Consider the following 15501-nt stretch of genomic DNA (forward strand, 5'->3'; position numbering starts at 1 on the left):
ACCCTGTGTTGCAACAAAAAACCGGCATTGGCCGGAGAGGCGCGGTATCTACGGGGGCGAGGTGGGATTGTCAACCGAATGCGCACCTAAAAATCACCTCCTTACAAACGCGTTAGTTGCCCAATGCAACAAGCGAGCCTAGCTTCCCGCGCCATGCGCTTGCTCTTGTCTCTTCTTGTCGGCGGTTTCACCGCTTCGCTGGCCTCCGCCCAGGACCTGATCGATGTCGATCTGGAACTGGTTCTGGCGGTCGATATTTCCTATTCGGTTGATGAGGACGAGGCCCGTCGCCAGCGCGAGGGCTATGTCGCCGCACTGGCCCATCCTGACGTCATTTCGGCGATCGAAGGCGGTCCGCTTGGCCGCATCGCGGTGACCTATGTCGAATGGGCTGATTCGCAGTTCCAGCGTGCTGCTGCAGACTGGACAGTTATCGCGTCAGAAGAGGACGCGCTGAATTTCGCTGCGGCCGTGGCTGCCGCTCCGCTGGAGCGGGGGCATTATACGGCGATCGGGGCCGCGATTGCCGATTCGGTTCAACGCATCGAGAACAATGAATACCGCGGCTATCGGCGGCTGATCGATATTTCCGGCGATGGCCCGCAGAATCAGGGGATCGATCTGGCCGATGCCCGAGCCATGGCGGATGCGGCGGGTATCATCGTCAACGGGCTTCCGGTGATCACCGATCGCCCCGGGCGCTGGGTGCGCCCCGTCGAGGTCAATCTCGACGCCTATTTCCGGGAAAATGTGGTGACCGGCCCCGGCGCATTTGTTTTGGCGGCCCGCACCGAGGACGAGTTCAGGACCGCCATTCTGCGCAAGATGACGCTGGAAATCGCTGGTGCGGCGCCTTCGGGAAGCGAACTCTCGCAAGCCGCCCCGTGATCCGCACCTTTCTGATAGCCATTCTGGGACTGGGGCTCAGCGCACCGGCGCTGTCGCAGGGTTTTGCCGACCCGGCACAGTTCAGCGACGAGGAACTTTACTCCCGCGACCGCCAGTTTACGGAAGATGGCCGTTTGATCGTCGATCTCGAACTGGTGTTTGCCGTTGATGTGTCGGCATCCATCGACGAGATGGAGGCGTTGCAACAGCGGCAAGGGCATGTCGAGGCCCTGGCGGATCCGGATATTATTTCCTCCATCCGGGCCGGCGCCCACGGGCGCATTGCGGTGATGTATCTGGAATGGGCGGATGCCGGCTTTCAGCGTGTCGTCGCGCCCTGGACCGTCATCGAGACCGAAGAGGACGCGCTCGCCTTTGCCGCCATCCTGGCTGAGGCGGATTTTGTTTCCGGCCGCCGGACGGCGATTGGGGCAGCGATCAGCAATGCCGTTTCGCTGATCGAATCCAACCCTTATCAGGGCGTCCGCCGGATCATCGATTTGTCCGGTGACGGTCCGCAAAATGCAGGGCCCAGCCTGCCCGAAGCCCGCGCGGCCGCCGAGGCAGCAGGCGTGACGGTCAACGGGATATCCATGCAGAGCGAGCGCCAGCATCCTTTCCGGCCGCCGGTAAATATCGATGTCAGCCGGTATTTCGAGGACCATGTCATTGTTGGGCCACGATCTTTTGTCATGCCCAGCCGGACACACGAAGATTTCGTGGAAGCTTTGCGAAGAAAGCTTATCATCGAGATTGCCGGACTGTTTCCGGACGAGCTGACGGATAAGGGATGACACGTTTTATTCTTGTTGTGATGTGCGTGTTCTGGCCGGCCCTGGCCGAAGCGCAGGACGAAGGATTTGCTGACTGGCTGGCGGATTTCCGCCCCCGGCTTGTTGAAAGCGGTGCCAGTGCCGGCACGGTCTCTGCAATGCTGGACGGGCTGGAACCGGACCTGTCCGCTATCGAGCGTGACCGTGATCAGCCGGAGTTTGTCCGGCCGCTCTGGCAGTATCTGGATATCGCAGCGTCCGATTTGCGGGTCCGCAATGGTGCCGACCAGATGGCCGCGCGCCGCGGAATGCTGACCACGATCGAGAACCGTTTTGGCGTGGATTACGAGATACTCGTGGCGATCTGGGGTCTGGAAAGCTCTTACGGCGCTATCCAGGGTGACCGCGACGTGGTCCGCTCGCTGGCGACCCTGGCATGGGAAGGCCGCCGCAGGTCCTGGGCCGAGGCTCAGCTGATTGCGGTCGGGCACATGATAGACAATGGCTATGCGCGCCGGGAGGAGTTGTTCGGCTCCTGGGCGGGCGCGATGGGGCAGACCCAGTTTATCCCGGAAACCTATCTGCGCCGTGGTGCCGATTTCGACGGTGATGGCCGGATTGATATCTGGGCCAATGTCGGTGACGCGCTCTCATCCTCCGCCAATCTGCTCAGCGAGGCGGGATGGTCGCAGGATGCGCCGGTCGTGGTCGAGGTCGTGCTGCCCGAAGGATTTGATCTGACCAGCTGGAACCCCTCATCTGCCCGTATGACGGCGGAATGGTCGATGCGGGGCATCACCCGCGCCGATGGTGAAGCCTGGCCAGCCGATTATCTAATGCAGGCATCGCGCCTGAACCTGCCTTCCGGGCTTCGCGGGCCAGCATTCCTGACATTCCCGAATTTTCAGGCCTTGATGCGCTATAATAATTCGACCTCCTACGGCATCGGCGTCTGGCTGCTGTCACAGCGTTTTTCCGGAGAATTCAGCATTCGCGGGGACTGGCCGGAGGACGATCCGCCCATCACCCGCTCGCAAACGCTGGCTCTGCAACAGGGCCTGATCGATCTCGGATATGATCCGGGCGCACCCGATGGCATGTTCGGACCCAATACCCGCCGGGCGTTGATGAGTTTCCAGCGCGATCGTGGCTATGCCGTCGATGGTTATGCCGGTCGGATCATGTATGATCAGGTGATGTCTGCGGTGGCGGCATCGGCAGGGCAATAAGTGGATACCAAGCTGCTGGTTCCCCTGATCTTCGCGGGCTTCACCCTGCTGGAGATCCTGACACGCCGCTTCTTCCAGCCTGAACGCGGCACACGCCGAGATATCTGGATCGAGTCCGTCGGTACGCTAGTTTTTATACTGTTGACCGTGCCGGCGATCTTTTTCATTGCGCCTGTCCTGGTGGAAACCTTTTTTCCGGGAAGCGAGGGGGCGTGGGCAGGCCTGCCCTGGTGGGTCATGCTAGCCATCCTCCTGGTCGGCGATGACATGACCCAGTACTGGTGGCACCGCGCCTCGCATGCCCATCCCTGGCTTTACAACCTCCATCGCGCCCACCATTCCGGCGAGTATATGAGCATCCGCATCGCCTACCGGAATGCCATTGCCTACTATATTTTCATGCCCGGACTGTGGATCGCGGCCGTCCTGGTCCATCTCGGCCTGGGTCCGGTCTACGCGATCTACCTGCTGGTCAAGATGACGGTGATTTTCGGCGCCCATTCGTCCATACGCTGGGACGAACCGCTCTACCGGACCAAATGGCTATCGCCGGTAATGTGGGTGGTCGAACGGACCATCTCGACGCCGGCCACTCATTTTGCGCATCACGGCATGCACAAGGATGATGGCGTCACCCACTACAAGGGCAATTACGGCAATTTGCTCTTTTTCTGGGATGTTCTGTTCGGGACCGCTCACATCACGCGGCGATACCCTGAAAAATACGGTATCGAGAACCTGGAAGATCGCAGTGCCGCTGGCGAACTCGCCTGGCCGCTGGCCCGGAAATAGACTTTTCGATATCGCTCGCGGTTTTTTAACCTCTCCTGAATCACAATCTTTTGAGCCAAAACAATAATAGTGGGGGGGGAATGGCAGACTTCTCCAAGCTTTTTGTACTTGTCGTGGACGATAACGAGCCCATGCAGCGGATTGTACATACAATCCTAGAAGCCTTTGGCGTTACCCGCGTGATTTATGCGACAGATGCCGATCAGGCTGTCGGCATTCTGGAGACAGAACCGGTGGATATCGTAATCTGTGATGAAATCATGCCAAATATGACAGGCAGCGAGTTCTGTCGTGCCGTCCGGACCTCCGACAAAATCAATCCACACCTGCCGATTATTATTCTGACCGCTTTTGCAAACCGCAACAATGTGATTAAGGCTCGCGATGCAGGTGCTACGGAATTCTGCGCAAAGCCGGTTAGCATCCAGACCTTGTTCAATCGCATTGCAGCCGTGATCGACCGGCCAAGGCCTTTCGTGCGAGCAACCTCGTTTGTAGGGCCGGACCGTCGCCGAAGCCTAGGGCCTACCAGCAACGGGCTGACCCGCCGGGAATCTGACAATGGTTAGGAGTAATCAGATCGGCCCGCGCGGCTCCGGATCGGGCTGTGCCACCTTGACGACGGAGCGAATGCCGGGATGCAGCCAGGCCAGCAGCGCTGTCGCGGCGGCCAGCACAACATTCAGCATGTAAGGGGTTTCCGGGCCCACGGCCTGATAGAGCCAGAGGCCGGCGACGGGCGCGACAAGGAAGCCGAGGCCTGCCGTTGCTGTTGTCGACCCGGCAGCCCGTCCCTGCTCCTCCGGCTCGACCGCGATCGAGGCGCCGCCGGTGAAGCCCGAGCGTGCCAGCCCGAATGCGAACGAGCCCAGCATATAACCGAAAACGATCGAACCGTAATTGGCGGCAAAGACCATTTCGAGGCTGGCCAGTCCGGTCAGAATCGCGCCCGTCGTCATCAGCGCGCGGGGGCTGGCCTTCATCGCCGGAATGACCACCAGCTGGGCGAATATCAGGGCGCCTGCTCCGGCAGTCAGCGCGACGCCGGCCAGTTGCAGCCCTTCCTGCGGGGGCAGCTCCATCCGGTCCATTACATAAAAGCCGATTGCCTGCAGGCTGATTGCCTGAACCAGCCAGAGACCGCATCCGAACAGGAAAAAGGGCGCGACGCGCTTGTCGAAGGCAAAGGCCAGCTGGGCGACGGGATTGATCGGCCGGCTCTGCTGACGCGGCGGTGTGTTTTCCGGCAGCAACATCCGGATCGCAAAGGCGGCGCCGCCCACCAGGATGGCGACGGCAACCATGAAAGGCGCAATCCCGATCCGGTCGACAAAAGCTGCGGCGAGGGCCGGGCCAACGATTCCGCCCAGGCCGAAAGCGGCCGTCAGACCGGCCAGCGCTTCGGTTCGCTCTTCCGGGCTGGTACGGTCGGCGACATAAGCTTGGGCCGCCGGATTGGTGGCTGAACCGAAACCGCCAAACAGGGCGCGCGCAGCCGCCATGCCAAAAATGGCAATGAGCGGTGGTGCCCAGCCCATCTGGCCTGCAACCGTGGCGAGAGCAAATACCAGCGTGGAAGCGGCAAAGGCGGACAGTCCGAAAATGATGAGTGGTCGCCGGCCATAGCGGTCCGACAGGGCGCCCCAGATGGGGCTCATGATCAGGAATAGCAGGGCAGAGATCGTGTAGATCGCTCCCACAAATGCTTCTGCTACACCCAGATCGCGCGCCAGTGGTGGCAGGATCGCGAACAGCATGGAATTGCCGATACCGGTGACCACCAGGCAGATGAAGAGCAGGCGGAAGGACCGCCGCCGCTCAAGCGGGCTCGATGGGTTGGATGGATCGTAAACGGGCGGCATGACGCTGGCTTAGGCTGGTGCCACGAGGGCGTAAAGTCACGCTGTGTTTCTGACATCATCGGGTAAAGGCGGCGGTGACATTTCCAGTCCATGATACCGTTCCGTGCCGCTCTCTTACCTACCTCCTAACGCCAGCTACACCGGGTATTAAACTTAATCAGCCATATTGCGTCCCGAAACCGGACAGTCCCGTCAAAAAAGAGGACGCCGGAAAAACAAATGGTGGTGGTAGAGCAATGTTTCAGATCATTGGTATGGTTGTCGTGTTGGCCATGGTCTTCGGCGGATTCGCCCTGGCCGGTGGTCACTTCAACATTATCATCGAGGCGATGCCGTTCGAGATGATGATGATCGGCGGCGCCGGGGCAGGCGCGTTCCTGATCGGTAATTCATCCAAGACGGTGATGAAGACTCTGGGCGATTTCGGCAAGATCGTTTCCGGTCCGAAATGGAACACCAAGGATTATAGTGACCTTCTGGCATTGCTGTTCCAGCTGACCAAAACGATGAAGACCAAGGGCGTGATTGCTCTGGAAGCTCATATCGAGAACCCCAAGGAATCCTCGATCTTCCAGAACTATCCGCGCATTCTGAAGGATCATTTCGCAACCGATTTCATCTGCGACACGCTGCGCATGATGACCATGAACCTGGAGGATCCGCACCAGGTCGAGGATGCGATGGAAAAGCAGCTGGAAAAGCATCACCACGAGGCCTCCGCCCCGGCCCATGCCATGCAGAGCCTCGCCGATGCGCTCCCCGCACTGGGCATCGTGGCCGCGGTGCTGGGTATCATCAAGACGATGGGCGCGATCAATTCGCCGCCGGAAGTTCTGGGCGGCAAGATCGGTTCAGCTCTGGTCGGTACTTTCCTCGGCGTGTTCCTCGCCTATGGCTTCGTGGGCCCGATGGCCGCGCGCCTGAAGGAAATCTATGATGAGGAGCACACCTTCTACCTCATCATCCAGTCGGTGCTGGTGGCACACCTGCACGGCAATGCAGCCCAGATCTCTGTCGAGATCGGACGCGGCAGCGTGCCGTCCAAATCGCAGCCGACCTTCATGGAACTCGAGGAAGCTCTGGGGAACATCCAGACCGAAGCTTGATAAATGGAAAGCTGACGCCAAGAGCAGCGTTTGTTAATCTCCCTTGTCCTGCCGGATGAGGGAGATTTTCCTTTGGGTTTCGAACTGGGCGGACCAATAGCGCTTCTGGTCCTGGTCTTCGATGTCTACGCCATTCTCCAGACTGCCCGCTCGAATGCGGGCAGTGTGCCGCGCGTATTGTGGATCGTCTTTATCCTCGTAGCGCCGATCATCGGCTTCCTGTTCTGGCTCTTTCTGGGCCCGCGGGAGCAACGCAGCCTGTTCCGTTGACAATCAAGCGCTATAAGCGCTGGCAATGAAGCTCTATTGCGATCCGCCCCGGCTCGACTGGCGCGAGACCGGACCGGTCGCGCCGGATTTCGGGGATATCTACTTCTCTGTCGAGGACGGGCTGGAGGAAAGCCGCGCGGTTTTCCTGAACGGTTGTGGCCTGCCGGAAAGCTGGCAGGGCTGCGATCATTTCGTCATTGGTGAGCTGGGCTTCGGAACGGGGCTGAACTTTCTGGCGGCCTGGGATCTATGGAAGAAGGCCGGGCCGCAAGAGGGCTGGTTGCACTTCATCTCAATCGAGAAGTTTCCACTGCGCGTTGCCGACGCCCGCCGAGCGCTGTCGGCCTGGCCGGAACTGGCAGCACTGTCGGATCAGTTGCTGGAGCAATGGCCGCAACCCCTGAAGGGGGCGCATCGCCTGCGGTTCAATTCCGACCGGGTGACGCTCACCCTTTTCCAGGATGATATCGCCAGCGCCCTGCCGCAAACCGAGGCGTGTGTGGATGCCTGGTTCCTCGACGGTTTTTCACCGGCCAGCAATGAAGCCATGTGGGCCGGAACCGTATGGCCGGAAATCGCCCGCCTGTCTCGCAAGGGCACGCGTGCGGCGTCCTTTACCGTGGCGGGCGCTGTCCGCCGCGGCCTGCAAGGCGCGGGTTTCGCTGTCGGGAAAAAACCCGGCTATGGCCGCAAGCGGGAAAGACTGGAGGCGGTGTTCGATGGACCGGTTTATCCGTCTGCGCCGACACCGTTTCCGCGGCTCTTGCCCAAGCAAGGTCCTGCGGTCATTCGCGGCGGCGGAATTGCGGGAGCCAGCCTTGCCCATGCCTTGCGGCAGAGAGGACGCGAGGCGTTTCTGATTGATCCCGATGGCCTGGCCGGCGGTGCATCCGGCGCGCCCTCAGGGCTTTTGACGCCGCGCCTAGAAAACGCGGATCGCCCGCATGTCCGCGCCACTCTGGCCGCCTTCGAATATGCAAGGCAGCTCTATTCGGATCTGGGTTTGCTGGAGGCTGAGGGCGCAATGCGGCTTCTGGAAAATGCTGGCGGGGTCTCGCGATATGCGGCGATCGCCGAGGCCATGGGCGAGGGCTACGAGGTTGGCGAGGGCGGTCTGTGGATGGCGCGGGCCGGCCGGTTCTCTCCGGCTGATATTGTCCGGACCCTGGCTGGCGATAGGCAGGTAATCACCGAGCCCGAAACCGTGATGGAGGCTTCGCTGGTGATTGATTGCCGCGGTCCGGTTGCGGCGCTGGACCATATATCGCCCGGTGCCGGCCGGGTGATGGTGATGCCGGGCGAACCGCCAGCTCATTCGATTGTCTGGGGCGGCTATGTCTCGGCGACGAATGATCATCGGGTTCTGATTGGCGCAACCCATGAGAAGAGCGCTTACCCGGGTCCGGAAGCAGAAGCGCGGGACCATCTGCTGGCCGACCTTGAACAGCATTGTCCCGATATTGCGTCCGGCCTGCGGGGTAATATGGAGCATTGGTCGGGCGTGCGGGCCACAACGCCTGACCGGCTTCCCGTATCCGGTGCGCTGCCCGGATATGAATTTGATACGGTCTGGCGGGCGTATGCGCGGGGTGGGCCGGTTCCGGCGGACATCGATCCGGATACCAAGCCACAGATTATTCTTTCAGGGCTAGGATCGCGCGGATTTGCCCATGCGCCACTCCTGGCTGAATCCATTGCCGCTGACCTTTGTGGAGAACCGTCACCACTGGAAAAACAGGGCCGCGAAGCCCTGCATCCGGCCCGGTTCCGTTTCCGCGAGCTGAAACGCGGAGATTAACCTGCTCTTAACCATGCAAGCCGGTTTCCACCCGCCTGGCACAACAAGGCGTGGAGCTTGCAGTTAACCGTCCCGAACCCGCGCAACTGGCGCGAAACGGGACAGTTGAACGATGACCATCCAGACGCCCATTCTGACTGAGCAGGACCGCCGTTCGCGGCCGCGTCATGTCTGGTTCCTGAATTCGGCGTTCGATAATATCGACTTTCCGACCACCGTTCTGCGGCTTGCCGAACGCGACCCGCAAGCCCCGTTCCAGTTTGTGGTCACGCCGAATGTCGACCATCTGGTTCGCCTGCGCCGGGACGATGTTCTGGCCCCCCTTTATGCGCAGGCCTGGCTGACGGTATGCGACAGCCGCGTGCTCGAACTCATCGCTTCGCTGTCAGGAGAGGATGTCGATGTCACGCCAGGGTCTGATCTCACCGAAACCCTGTTCAACAATGTCGTTATGCGCCACGAGCCGGTGACGATTATTGGCGGCAGTCGCGAAGTCGTCGAGAATGTGAAGGCCCGTTACGGCCTGCGGGATGTCCGCTGGCATGAGCCGCCCATGGGGCTGCGCAAGAATCCTGAAGCCATTGCTGAATGCGCTCAATTCGTCGCGGATAATCCGTCACGCTTCGTCTTCCTGTGTGTCGGCTCCCCCCAGCAGGAAATGATTGCAGAGGCCTGCCTTGAGCGTGGGGACTGCACAGGCATTGGTCTTTGCGTCGGCGCCTCGCTCGATTTTCTTGGCGGAAAGGCCGACCGCGCTCCGAAATGGATGCAGCGCTCGCGTCTGGAATGGCTGCACCGTCTGGCGCAGGAACCCCGCCGCATGTGGAAGCGCTATCTGGTCGATGGGCCGAAAATCCTTTTCCTGTGGTGGGAATGGCGCAAGGCCCGAGCCAAGCTGCGCGAGTTCGAAAAGCGCCTTGCCCGCGCTGGCCTCTAGGCAAAACTGCTATCCCGCGATAAGCACCCCACCAGTACAGGTTCCCGCAAGGGATTAATCTGGAAGAGGGGTGAAAGTCCCCCGCTGTGCCCGCAGCCGTAAGCGGCGAGCGGCTTCACAAAATGTCACTGGTGAAAGCCGGGAAGACGTGAAGCCCGCATTGACCCGTAAGCCGGAAGACTTGCCTGTGCTGTCGCTCGTCCGTCTGTGCGGGGTCACGCAGGATCGGCGCGGTACATCCGTTTGCAGCGACTCCTTGAAAACCCGGCCCGGCGAGCGCCCGGCCGAAAACGGAGTTGTGAACATGACCTTGAAGGTCCTGCATGGGCGAAGTCTGGCACTCGCTCTACTGGTGTCGTCCGGCGCGTACGCGCAGGACACACAGGATACCGTCATTGTGATTGGCGGACGGATACCGGCTGCCGTGGAGGATATCAGCTCGGCCACCAGCCTGGTCGACGAAACCGATATCGAACTGCGCGGTCACACCAGTCTAGCCGATACGCTGAGATCGCTGCCTGGCATGGCGGTATCGCGGTCCGGAGGCCCCGGTGGATTGACGGATTTGCGGGTTCGCGGATCAGAGGCCAATCATGTCCTTGTCCTGATGGACGGACTAGAGGCGTCCGTGCCGCTGACCGGCGGATATGATTTCGCCCGGGCACCAGGCTTTGGTGTTGAGCGCGTCGAAGTGCTGCGCGGTGAACAATCCGCGCTCTGGGGCCCGGATGCGATCGGCGGCGTCATCAATATCCGCACAGCCGGCTCAACCGGACAGGACGCGGGGCGCATCCAGCTCGAGGCCGGCTCATTCGGCACAAGTTTCCTTGGAGCTCAGGCATCGGGACGCGATGGGAGATGGTCGGGCGGAGTGGCTTTCTCCGCGATGGATTCCGAAGGCTTCGATATCTCCGGGCAGGGAGGCGAAAAAGACGGCTTTTCCCGCTATTTCGCCTCGACAACAGGCCGCTATGAGGTCTCGGAACATGAGTCGATTCAATGGGCTGCACGATTTGCAGATTTTGAAAGCGAATTTGATTCCGATTCTGATTTCAATGGCTTGCTTAACAACACAAGCCAGACCAGCGCTGGCCAGCAAACAGCTGTCGGCGCCGTGCTGACCTCCAGTCGCGCCGGCCTCCGGCATGATCTCGCAGCCAGTGTCTCTTCAGACCGGCTGGAGACCTATGATGCCGGTATTTTCATCGCCTCCACCGCAGCCAGCCGGTTCCGGGTCTGGTATCAGCCGACGCTGGAATGGCAATCCGGCGCAATGGCTCATCGCCTGACGGGACTTCTCGAGCGTGAAGAGGAGGCGTTTGACAGCTATGCGGGCGTCCGGGCCTTTTCCAACCAGACCCGGACAATCCGCAATACGGCACTGGCCGCGGACTACCGGCTCGAACGCGGCCCCTGGCGTTTGTCGGTTTCGGCCCGGCAGGACTGGAATGAGCGCTTCGAGGATGCCCTTACCTGGCGGGCTGGCGGCGCCTGGCTGTTCGCGACGATAGGCGGCCGGGTCCGTGCCAGCTGGGGCGAAGGGGTCAAGAATCCGGGGATCTATGAGCTATTCGGCTATTATCCCGGCATTTTCGCTGGCAATCCCGATCTCCGGCCGGAACGGTCCGAAGGCTGGGAAATCGGCTGGGACCAGGCTTTTGGCGACATAGCGCGGGTCTCCGCAACATGGTTCCGGTCCGAGCTGCGTGATGAGATATACACTGATTTCATGGTGTTACCCGCAACGGCGCGCAACCGTATGAGCCGCTCGGAACGATCAGGATTTGAATTCGGAGGGGATGTGGATCTGGGGGCAGGCTTGAGCCTCTATGGCTCGGCGACATTTCTTGACACACGGGAAAACGGGGCACTGGAACTGCGGCGCCCGGAGACCACGGGCAGTGTGTCGCTTGCCTGGGTATCGACATCGGGCCGATGGCGGGCAGGTCTGGCTGCCGATCATACCAGTGCCCAGCTGGATACCGATTTTGGAACCTATAATACGGTCGAATTGCCGGCTTACACGCTGGTCTCGTCGCGCCTCGCCTGGCGCGTCCGGGACAATGTCGAGCTCTACGCCAGAGCGACCAATCTGACCGATGAGGAGGCCATTGATGTCTATGGCTATGCATCTGAGGGCCGCGGCCTGTTTGTGGGCGTGCGCCTCGGCCGCTAGCGCCGATGGTCCGTCCCGCATTGTTTCGGCGGATCTGTGCGCCGACGCCTATGTCTTTGCATTGGCAGATCGCGAGGCCATTGCTGCTGTGTCCTGGCAGGCGGGCCAGCCAGTATCCGGCGCGCCGGGCTGGGCGCTCGAACTGCCGCGCGCCAGCCATGATGCCGAGCGCCTGATGGCTCTGGCGCCTGAACTCGTCGTGTTCGGGCCGGCCGGGGCAGGTGACGCCGGGTATTTCCTGGACCGGGCCGGGATACCGCATATCGAACTGGGCTGGGGCGAGGACTGGCAGATCGTTGACGCTAATCTTAGAGCCCTGGGCGAAGCCGTCGAACGGCCAGACAGAGCCGCAGCGCTTCGGGAAGACATCGGTCAGCGGCGCGCAGCCCTGGCTGCGCGCGCCGAGACGAGGGGATGGGCGCCCTCTGTCTTCTATCTCAGCGTCACCGGCGGCGCAGCGGGGGCAAACACGCTGGTCGATACCGCCATCAGGGCGGCTGGCGGCAGTAACGCCGCCGCAGAGGCCGGTGCCGAGGGTTGGCTGCCGGCGGAAGCGGAATGGGCCTTCCGAATCGATCCGGATGTTGTCCTGACCAGCTATTTCATTGACGGGTACCAGACGCGCTCCGACATAGGGCGCCGTCACTCCGCCTATCGCCGCCTGCTACAGGGCCGGCCACGCATCGACATTCCGGCGTCGGCCTGGTCGTGCGCCGGGCCAGATCTGATCGACGCCGCCGAAGCCATTGCCGAAGCGCTGGATAATCTGGAGCCGGGCTCATGACGGATGTCCGGCTGATCACGGGGCTTGTGCTGGCGCTGCTGGGCGCCTTCGCCGTGGGGCTTTTCGCAGGCGGGTTTCCAATTCTGGATGGTCTCGACGGTGAGCCATCAGCATGGCTGATCCTGATGGAATTACGTCTGCCGCGGCTTTTGCTGGGCCTTATCGTCGGGGCGGCGCTGGGCCTGTCCGGTGCTGCGCTGCAAGGCTATTTTCGCAATCCGCTCGCCGATCCGGGCGTGATTGGTGTGTCGTCCAGCGCCGGGCTGGGTGCTGTCGCCGCGCTTTATTTCGGGCTCTCTGCCCTGTCCGCGCTGGCCTTGCCTGTGTTGGCGATACTGTGTGCAGCGCTGGGTGGCGGTTTGCTGCTTCTGGTTTCCGGGCGCGGGGCCAGCGCGACCATGCTGATCCTGTCGGGCGTTGCGGTTGGCGCACTCGCCAATGCGCTGGTGGCACTGGCGATGAATTTCTCGTCCAACCCCTGGGCCCTGTCGGAGATCGCCTACTGGCTGATGGGATCGCTCCGCAATACCAGCTGGACCGAAGTGCAGCTGGCCGCACCTCTGGTCGCGCTGGGCGGAGTGATCCTGATGACGACGGCCCGCGATCTGGACGCACTGTCTCTGGGAGAGGAGGCGGCGCGCGCGGTCGGCGTTAATCTCAGAAGCGTGCAGATCCGGCTGGTGCTGGGGACGGCCCTGGCCGTCGGGGCAGCGGTCTCCATTGCCGGCGCGATCGGATTTGTCGGCCTTGTGGTGCCGCACCTCCTGCGTCCGCTCGTTGATCATCAACCCTCTCGCCTGCTTGTACCCTCGGCGCTGGGCGGCGGCGTTCTGCTGATCCTCGCCGATGCCGGTACGCGGCTGATTTCGGGCGACGGCACGCCGCTCTATCTCGGCGTGATGACGGCGCTTTTGGGTGTGCCATTCTTCTTCCACCTGATCCGGCGAATGGGGAGGGTGTCGCCATGACCGCACATCTGATCCTGGATCAGCTGATCTGTGCCTATGACCGCCGGCAGGTTCTGAGCATTGAGGGTCTCGGGATTCGTGCCGGAGAGGTTACGGCTCTGGTCGGACCCAATGGCGCGGGCAAGTCGACGCTGCTGCGCACGCTGGCCGGCCAGCTATCGCCTGCCAGCGGGGAAGTCCGGCTGCAGGGTGTTGATCTGTCCCGGTTCGCCATTCGGGAGCGGGCCCGGCGGATCGCCTATCTGCCGGCTGATGCCCAGCCGGCCTGGCCACTCCTCGCGCGCCGCATTGTGGAACTGGGCCGGCACCCTTTCCTCAAGCCACTGACCGGATCAAGCGCAGAAGATCGGAAGGCCGTCGATCGCGCCATGCAGCAGACTGAAACCGCGCATCTTGGTGATCGGCCATTCAATGAGCTGTCCTCCGGCGAGCGGGCCCGGCTGTTGCTGGCACGGGCGATGGCGACCCAAGCCAGCACGCTTTTGCTGGACGAGCCGGGAGCCGCGCTCGACCCCCGGCATCAACTGAAGATCATGGAGTTGATGGCCAGTGAGGCAAAATCCGGCGCTTGCGTGGTTTTTGCCGGACACAGCCTGCCCCTTGTCAGCCGGTTCTCTGACCGGGTGATCGTCATCGATGCGGGCCGGATCGTCGCGGATGGACCGCCGGAAGACGCGCTCGGCCCGCAAACCCTGGAACAGGTTTTCGGACTGGATGCTCCAGGCGGCGTCGCCCCGGTGGGTTGGGATCTCGCCTAGTCCGAGAACACGATTTCCGGTGCCGCCTTGCGAGCCTCGCTGGCAGACGCCAGCACGCCCTCGGCGGCGCGCGCGAAAGCGTCGGCCACCGGTCCGTCGTCAAACGCGACCGGCCGGCCCGTATCGGACCGCTCGCGCAATTCGATAGTCAGCGGAATCTCGCCAAGGAAGGGGACGCCCATGGTCTGGGCCTCGGCGCGGGTGCCGCCATGTCCGAAAATCTCGCTCGGCTCGCCGCAATGCGGGCACAGGAAAACGCTCATATTCTCGATCAGGCCGAGAATCGGCGTGTGGGTCTTTTCGAACATGGTCATGGCCTTGCGTGCATCATCCAGCGCCAGGTCCTGAGGCGTACAGGCGATGACGGCGCCATCAATGGCCAGCGTCTGGGCGATCGCCAGCTGGGCATCGCCGGTTCCCGGTGGCATGTCGATGATCAGAACATCGGGCTGGCCCCAATCGGTTTCATTGAGAAATTGCTGGATCGCCCCCTGGATCATCGGGCCGCGCCAGACCACAGGCTGGTTGGGCTTGGTCAGAAAGCCCATGGAAACAACGCTGACGCCGTGCGCCCTGGCCGGTTCAATGCCCTTGTCGGTTTTCTTCAGGCCCATCGTGTCCTGCAGGCCTAACAGGCGCGGCACGGACGGGCCGTAAATGTCGGCATCGAGAATCGCCACGCGCTTGCCGGCCTTGGTCAACGCCGCTGCCAGATTGGCCGCGACCGTCGATTTGCCAACGCCGCCCTTGCCGGCGGCGACGGCAATGACAAGGTCTGCGGGCTTGGGAGCTTTGGGGCTGGCCTGCCGCGGATCGGCCTGCGGCCCGCCCTGTCCCTGAGGGGCATCGCCTGCACCCGATGCCGGCCGCTGCAGCGTGGTGATGATTCTTACCCGGTCGACGTCATTCACGCGGAGCGCGCAGGCCTCGATGTCTTTTTTCAGCGCACTGACATCTTCACCGGGCTGGGTTTTCAACACAATTGTTGCCACGCCATTGCTGACGGCAACGCCATCCAGCCGTCCGGCCGTCTGCAGCCCCTTGCCGGTTGCCGGGTCGGAAATCTCATCGAGCTGGCGCGTAAGAGCGTCGGACATGTCAGCACTTCTCCCTGATCAGGCCGTCAAGATAGGCATCTTCAACCATGAACCAATGCGGCA

General features: G+C 61.9%; 15 protein-coding genes and 1 riboswitch. Of the genes, 13 read left to right on the top strand and 2 right to left on the bottom strand.

Annotation, left to right across the window (positions count from 1 at the left end):
* Positions 1-165 precede the first annotated feature (165 nt).
* The 5 genes from V0U79_RS05505 (at position 166) to V0U79_RS05525 (ending at position 4251) form a co-directional block, all read left to right on the top strand.
* Positions 166-888, top strand: coding sequence for a DUF1194 domain-containing protein (locus V0U79_RS05505; protein ID WP_330198478.1), 723 nt, complete (start codon positions 166-168; stop codon positions 886-888).
* Positions 885-1682, top strand: coding sequence for a DUF1194 domain-containing protein (locus V0U79_RS05510; RefSeq protein ID WP_330198479.1), 798 nt, complete (start codon positions 885-887; stop codon positions 1680-1682). The genes V0U79_RS05505 and V0U79_RS05510 overlap by 4 nt, the downstream gene beginning before the upstream one ends.
* Positions 1679-2890 carry a lytic murein transglycosylase gene (locus V0U79_RS05515; protein ID WP_330198480.1) on the top strand — a complete coding sequence of 404 codons (1212 nt, stop codon included), beginning with the start codon at positions 1679-1681 and terminating at the stop codon, positions 2888-2890. Before V0U79_RS05510 ends, V0U79_RS05515 begins: the two co-directional genes overlap by 4 nt.
* A complete protein-coding gene (locus tag V0U79_RS05520; RefSeq protein ID WP_330198481.1) occupies positions 2891-3682 on the top strand; it encodes a sterol desaturase family protein in 792 nt (263 codons plus the stop codon).
* Positions 3683-3762: 80 nt separating this feature from the next.
* The gene (locus tag V0U79_RS05525) at positions 3763-4251 is read left to right on the top strand and encodes a response regulator (protein WP_330198482.1); all 489 of its coding nucleotides are present in this window, start codon (positions 3763-3765) and stop codon (positions 4249-4251) included.
* 6 nt (positions 4252-4257) lie between these two features.
* Here the strand turns inward: V0U79_RS05525 and V0U79_RS05530 are convergent, their stop codons facing one another.
* Positions 4258-5544, bottom strand: coding sequence for an MFS transporter (locus tag V0U79_RS05530; RefSeq protein WP_330198483.1), 1287 nt, complete (start codon positions 5542-5544; stop codon positions 4258-4260).
* 236 nt (positions 5545-5780) lie between these two features.
* Here V0U79_RS05530 and motA point away from each other — a divergent pair, with 236 nt between their 5' ends.
* The 8 genes from motA to V0U79_RS05570 all read left to right on the top strand — a co-directional run bounded on the left by motA (position 5781) and on the right by V0U79_RS05570 (position 14341).
* Positions 5781-6650, top strand: a complete 870-nt coding sequence (motA, locus tag V0U79_RS05535) for a flagellar motor stator protein MotA (RefSeq protein WP_330198484.1) — start codon at positions 5781-5783, stop codon at positions 6648-6650.
* Between the two features lie 30 nt (positions 6651-6680).
* Entirely contained in the window at positions 6681-6920 is a 240-nt protein-coding gene (locus tag V0U79_RS05540; protein WP_330198485.1) for a PLD nuclease N-terminal domain-containing protein, read from the top strand.
* Positions 6921-6945: 25 nt separating this feature from the next.
* Complete coding sequence (mnmC2, locus tag V0U79_RS05545) at positions 6946-8718, top strand: tRNA (5-methylaminomethyl-2-thiouridine)(34)-methyltransferase MnmC2 (RefSeq protein WP_330198486.1); 1773 nt, start codon at positions 6946-6948, stop codon at positions 8716-8718.
* Between the two features lie 112 nt (positions 8719-8830).
* Positions 8831-9655, top strand: coding sequence for a WecB/TagA/CpsF family glycosyltransferase (locus V0U79_RS05550; RefSeq protein WP_330198487.1), 825 nt, complete (start codon positions 8831-8833; stop codon positions 9653-9655).
* 21 nt (positions 9656-9676) lie between these two features.
* Positions 9677-9858: riboswitch (cobalamin riboswitch) on the top strand.
* Between the two features lie 101 nt (positions 9859-9959).
* The gene (locus V0U79_RS05555; RefSeq protein WP_330198488.1) at positions 9960-11831 is read left to right on the top strand and encodes a TonB-dependent receptor plug domain-containing protein; all 1872 of its coding nucleotides are present in this window, start codon (positions 9960-9962) and stop codon (positions 11829-11831) included.
* Positions 11770-12615, top strand: coding sequence for an ABC transporter substrate-binding protein (locus tag V0U79_RS05560; protein WP_330198489.1), 846 nt, complete (start codon positions 11770-11772; stop codon positions 12613-12615). Before V0U79_RS05555 ends, V0U79_RS05560 begins: the two co-directional genes overlap by 62 nt.
* Positions 12612-13583, top strand: a complete 972-nt coding sequence (locus V0U79_RS05565; RefSeq protein WP_330198490.1) for a FecCD family ABC transporter permease — start codon at positions 12612-12614, stop codon at positions 13581-13583. The genes V0U79_RS05560 and V0U79_RS05565 overlap by 4 nt, the downstream gene beginning before the upstream one ends.
* A complete protein-coding gene (locus V0U79_RS05570) occupies positions 13580-14341 on the top strand; it encodes an ABC transporter ATP-binding protein (RefSeq protein WP_330198491.1) in 762 nt (253 codons plus the stop codon). Before V0U79_RS05565 ends, V0U79_RS05570 begins: the two co-directional genes overlap by 4 nt.
* On the opposite strand, the gene V0U79_RS05575 is transcribed toward V0U79_RS05570, so the two are convergent.
* A complete protein-coding gene (locus V0U79_RS05575; RefSeq protein WP_330198492.1) occupies positions 14338-15438 on the bottom strand; it encodes an Mrp/NBP35 family ATP-binding protein in 1101 nt (366 codons plus the stop codon). The genes V0U79_RS05570 and V0U79_RS05575 overlap by 4 nt on opposite strands.
* Between the last annotated feature and the right edge of the window lie 63 nt (positions 15439-15501).

The sequence above is a fragment of the Hyphobacterium lacteum genome, from assembly GCF_036330345.1.
GTDB classification, from domain to species: Bacteria; Pseudomonadota; Alphaproteobacteria; order Caulobacterales; family Maricaulaceae; genus Hyphobacterium; species Hyphobacterium lacteum.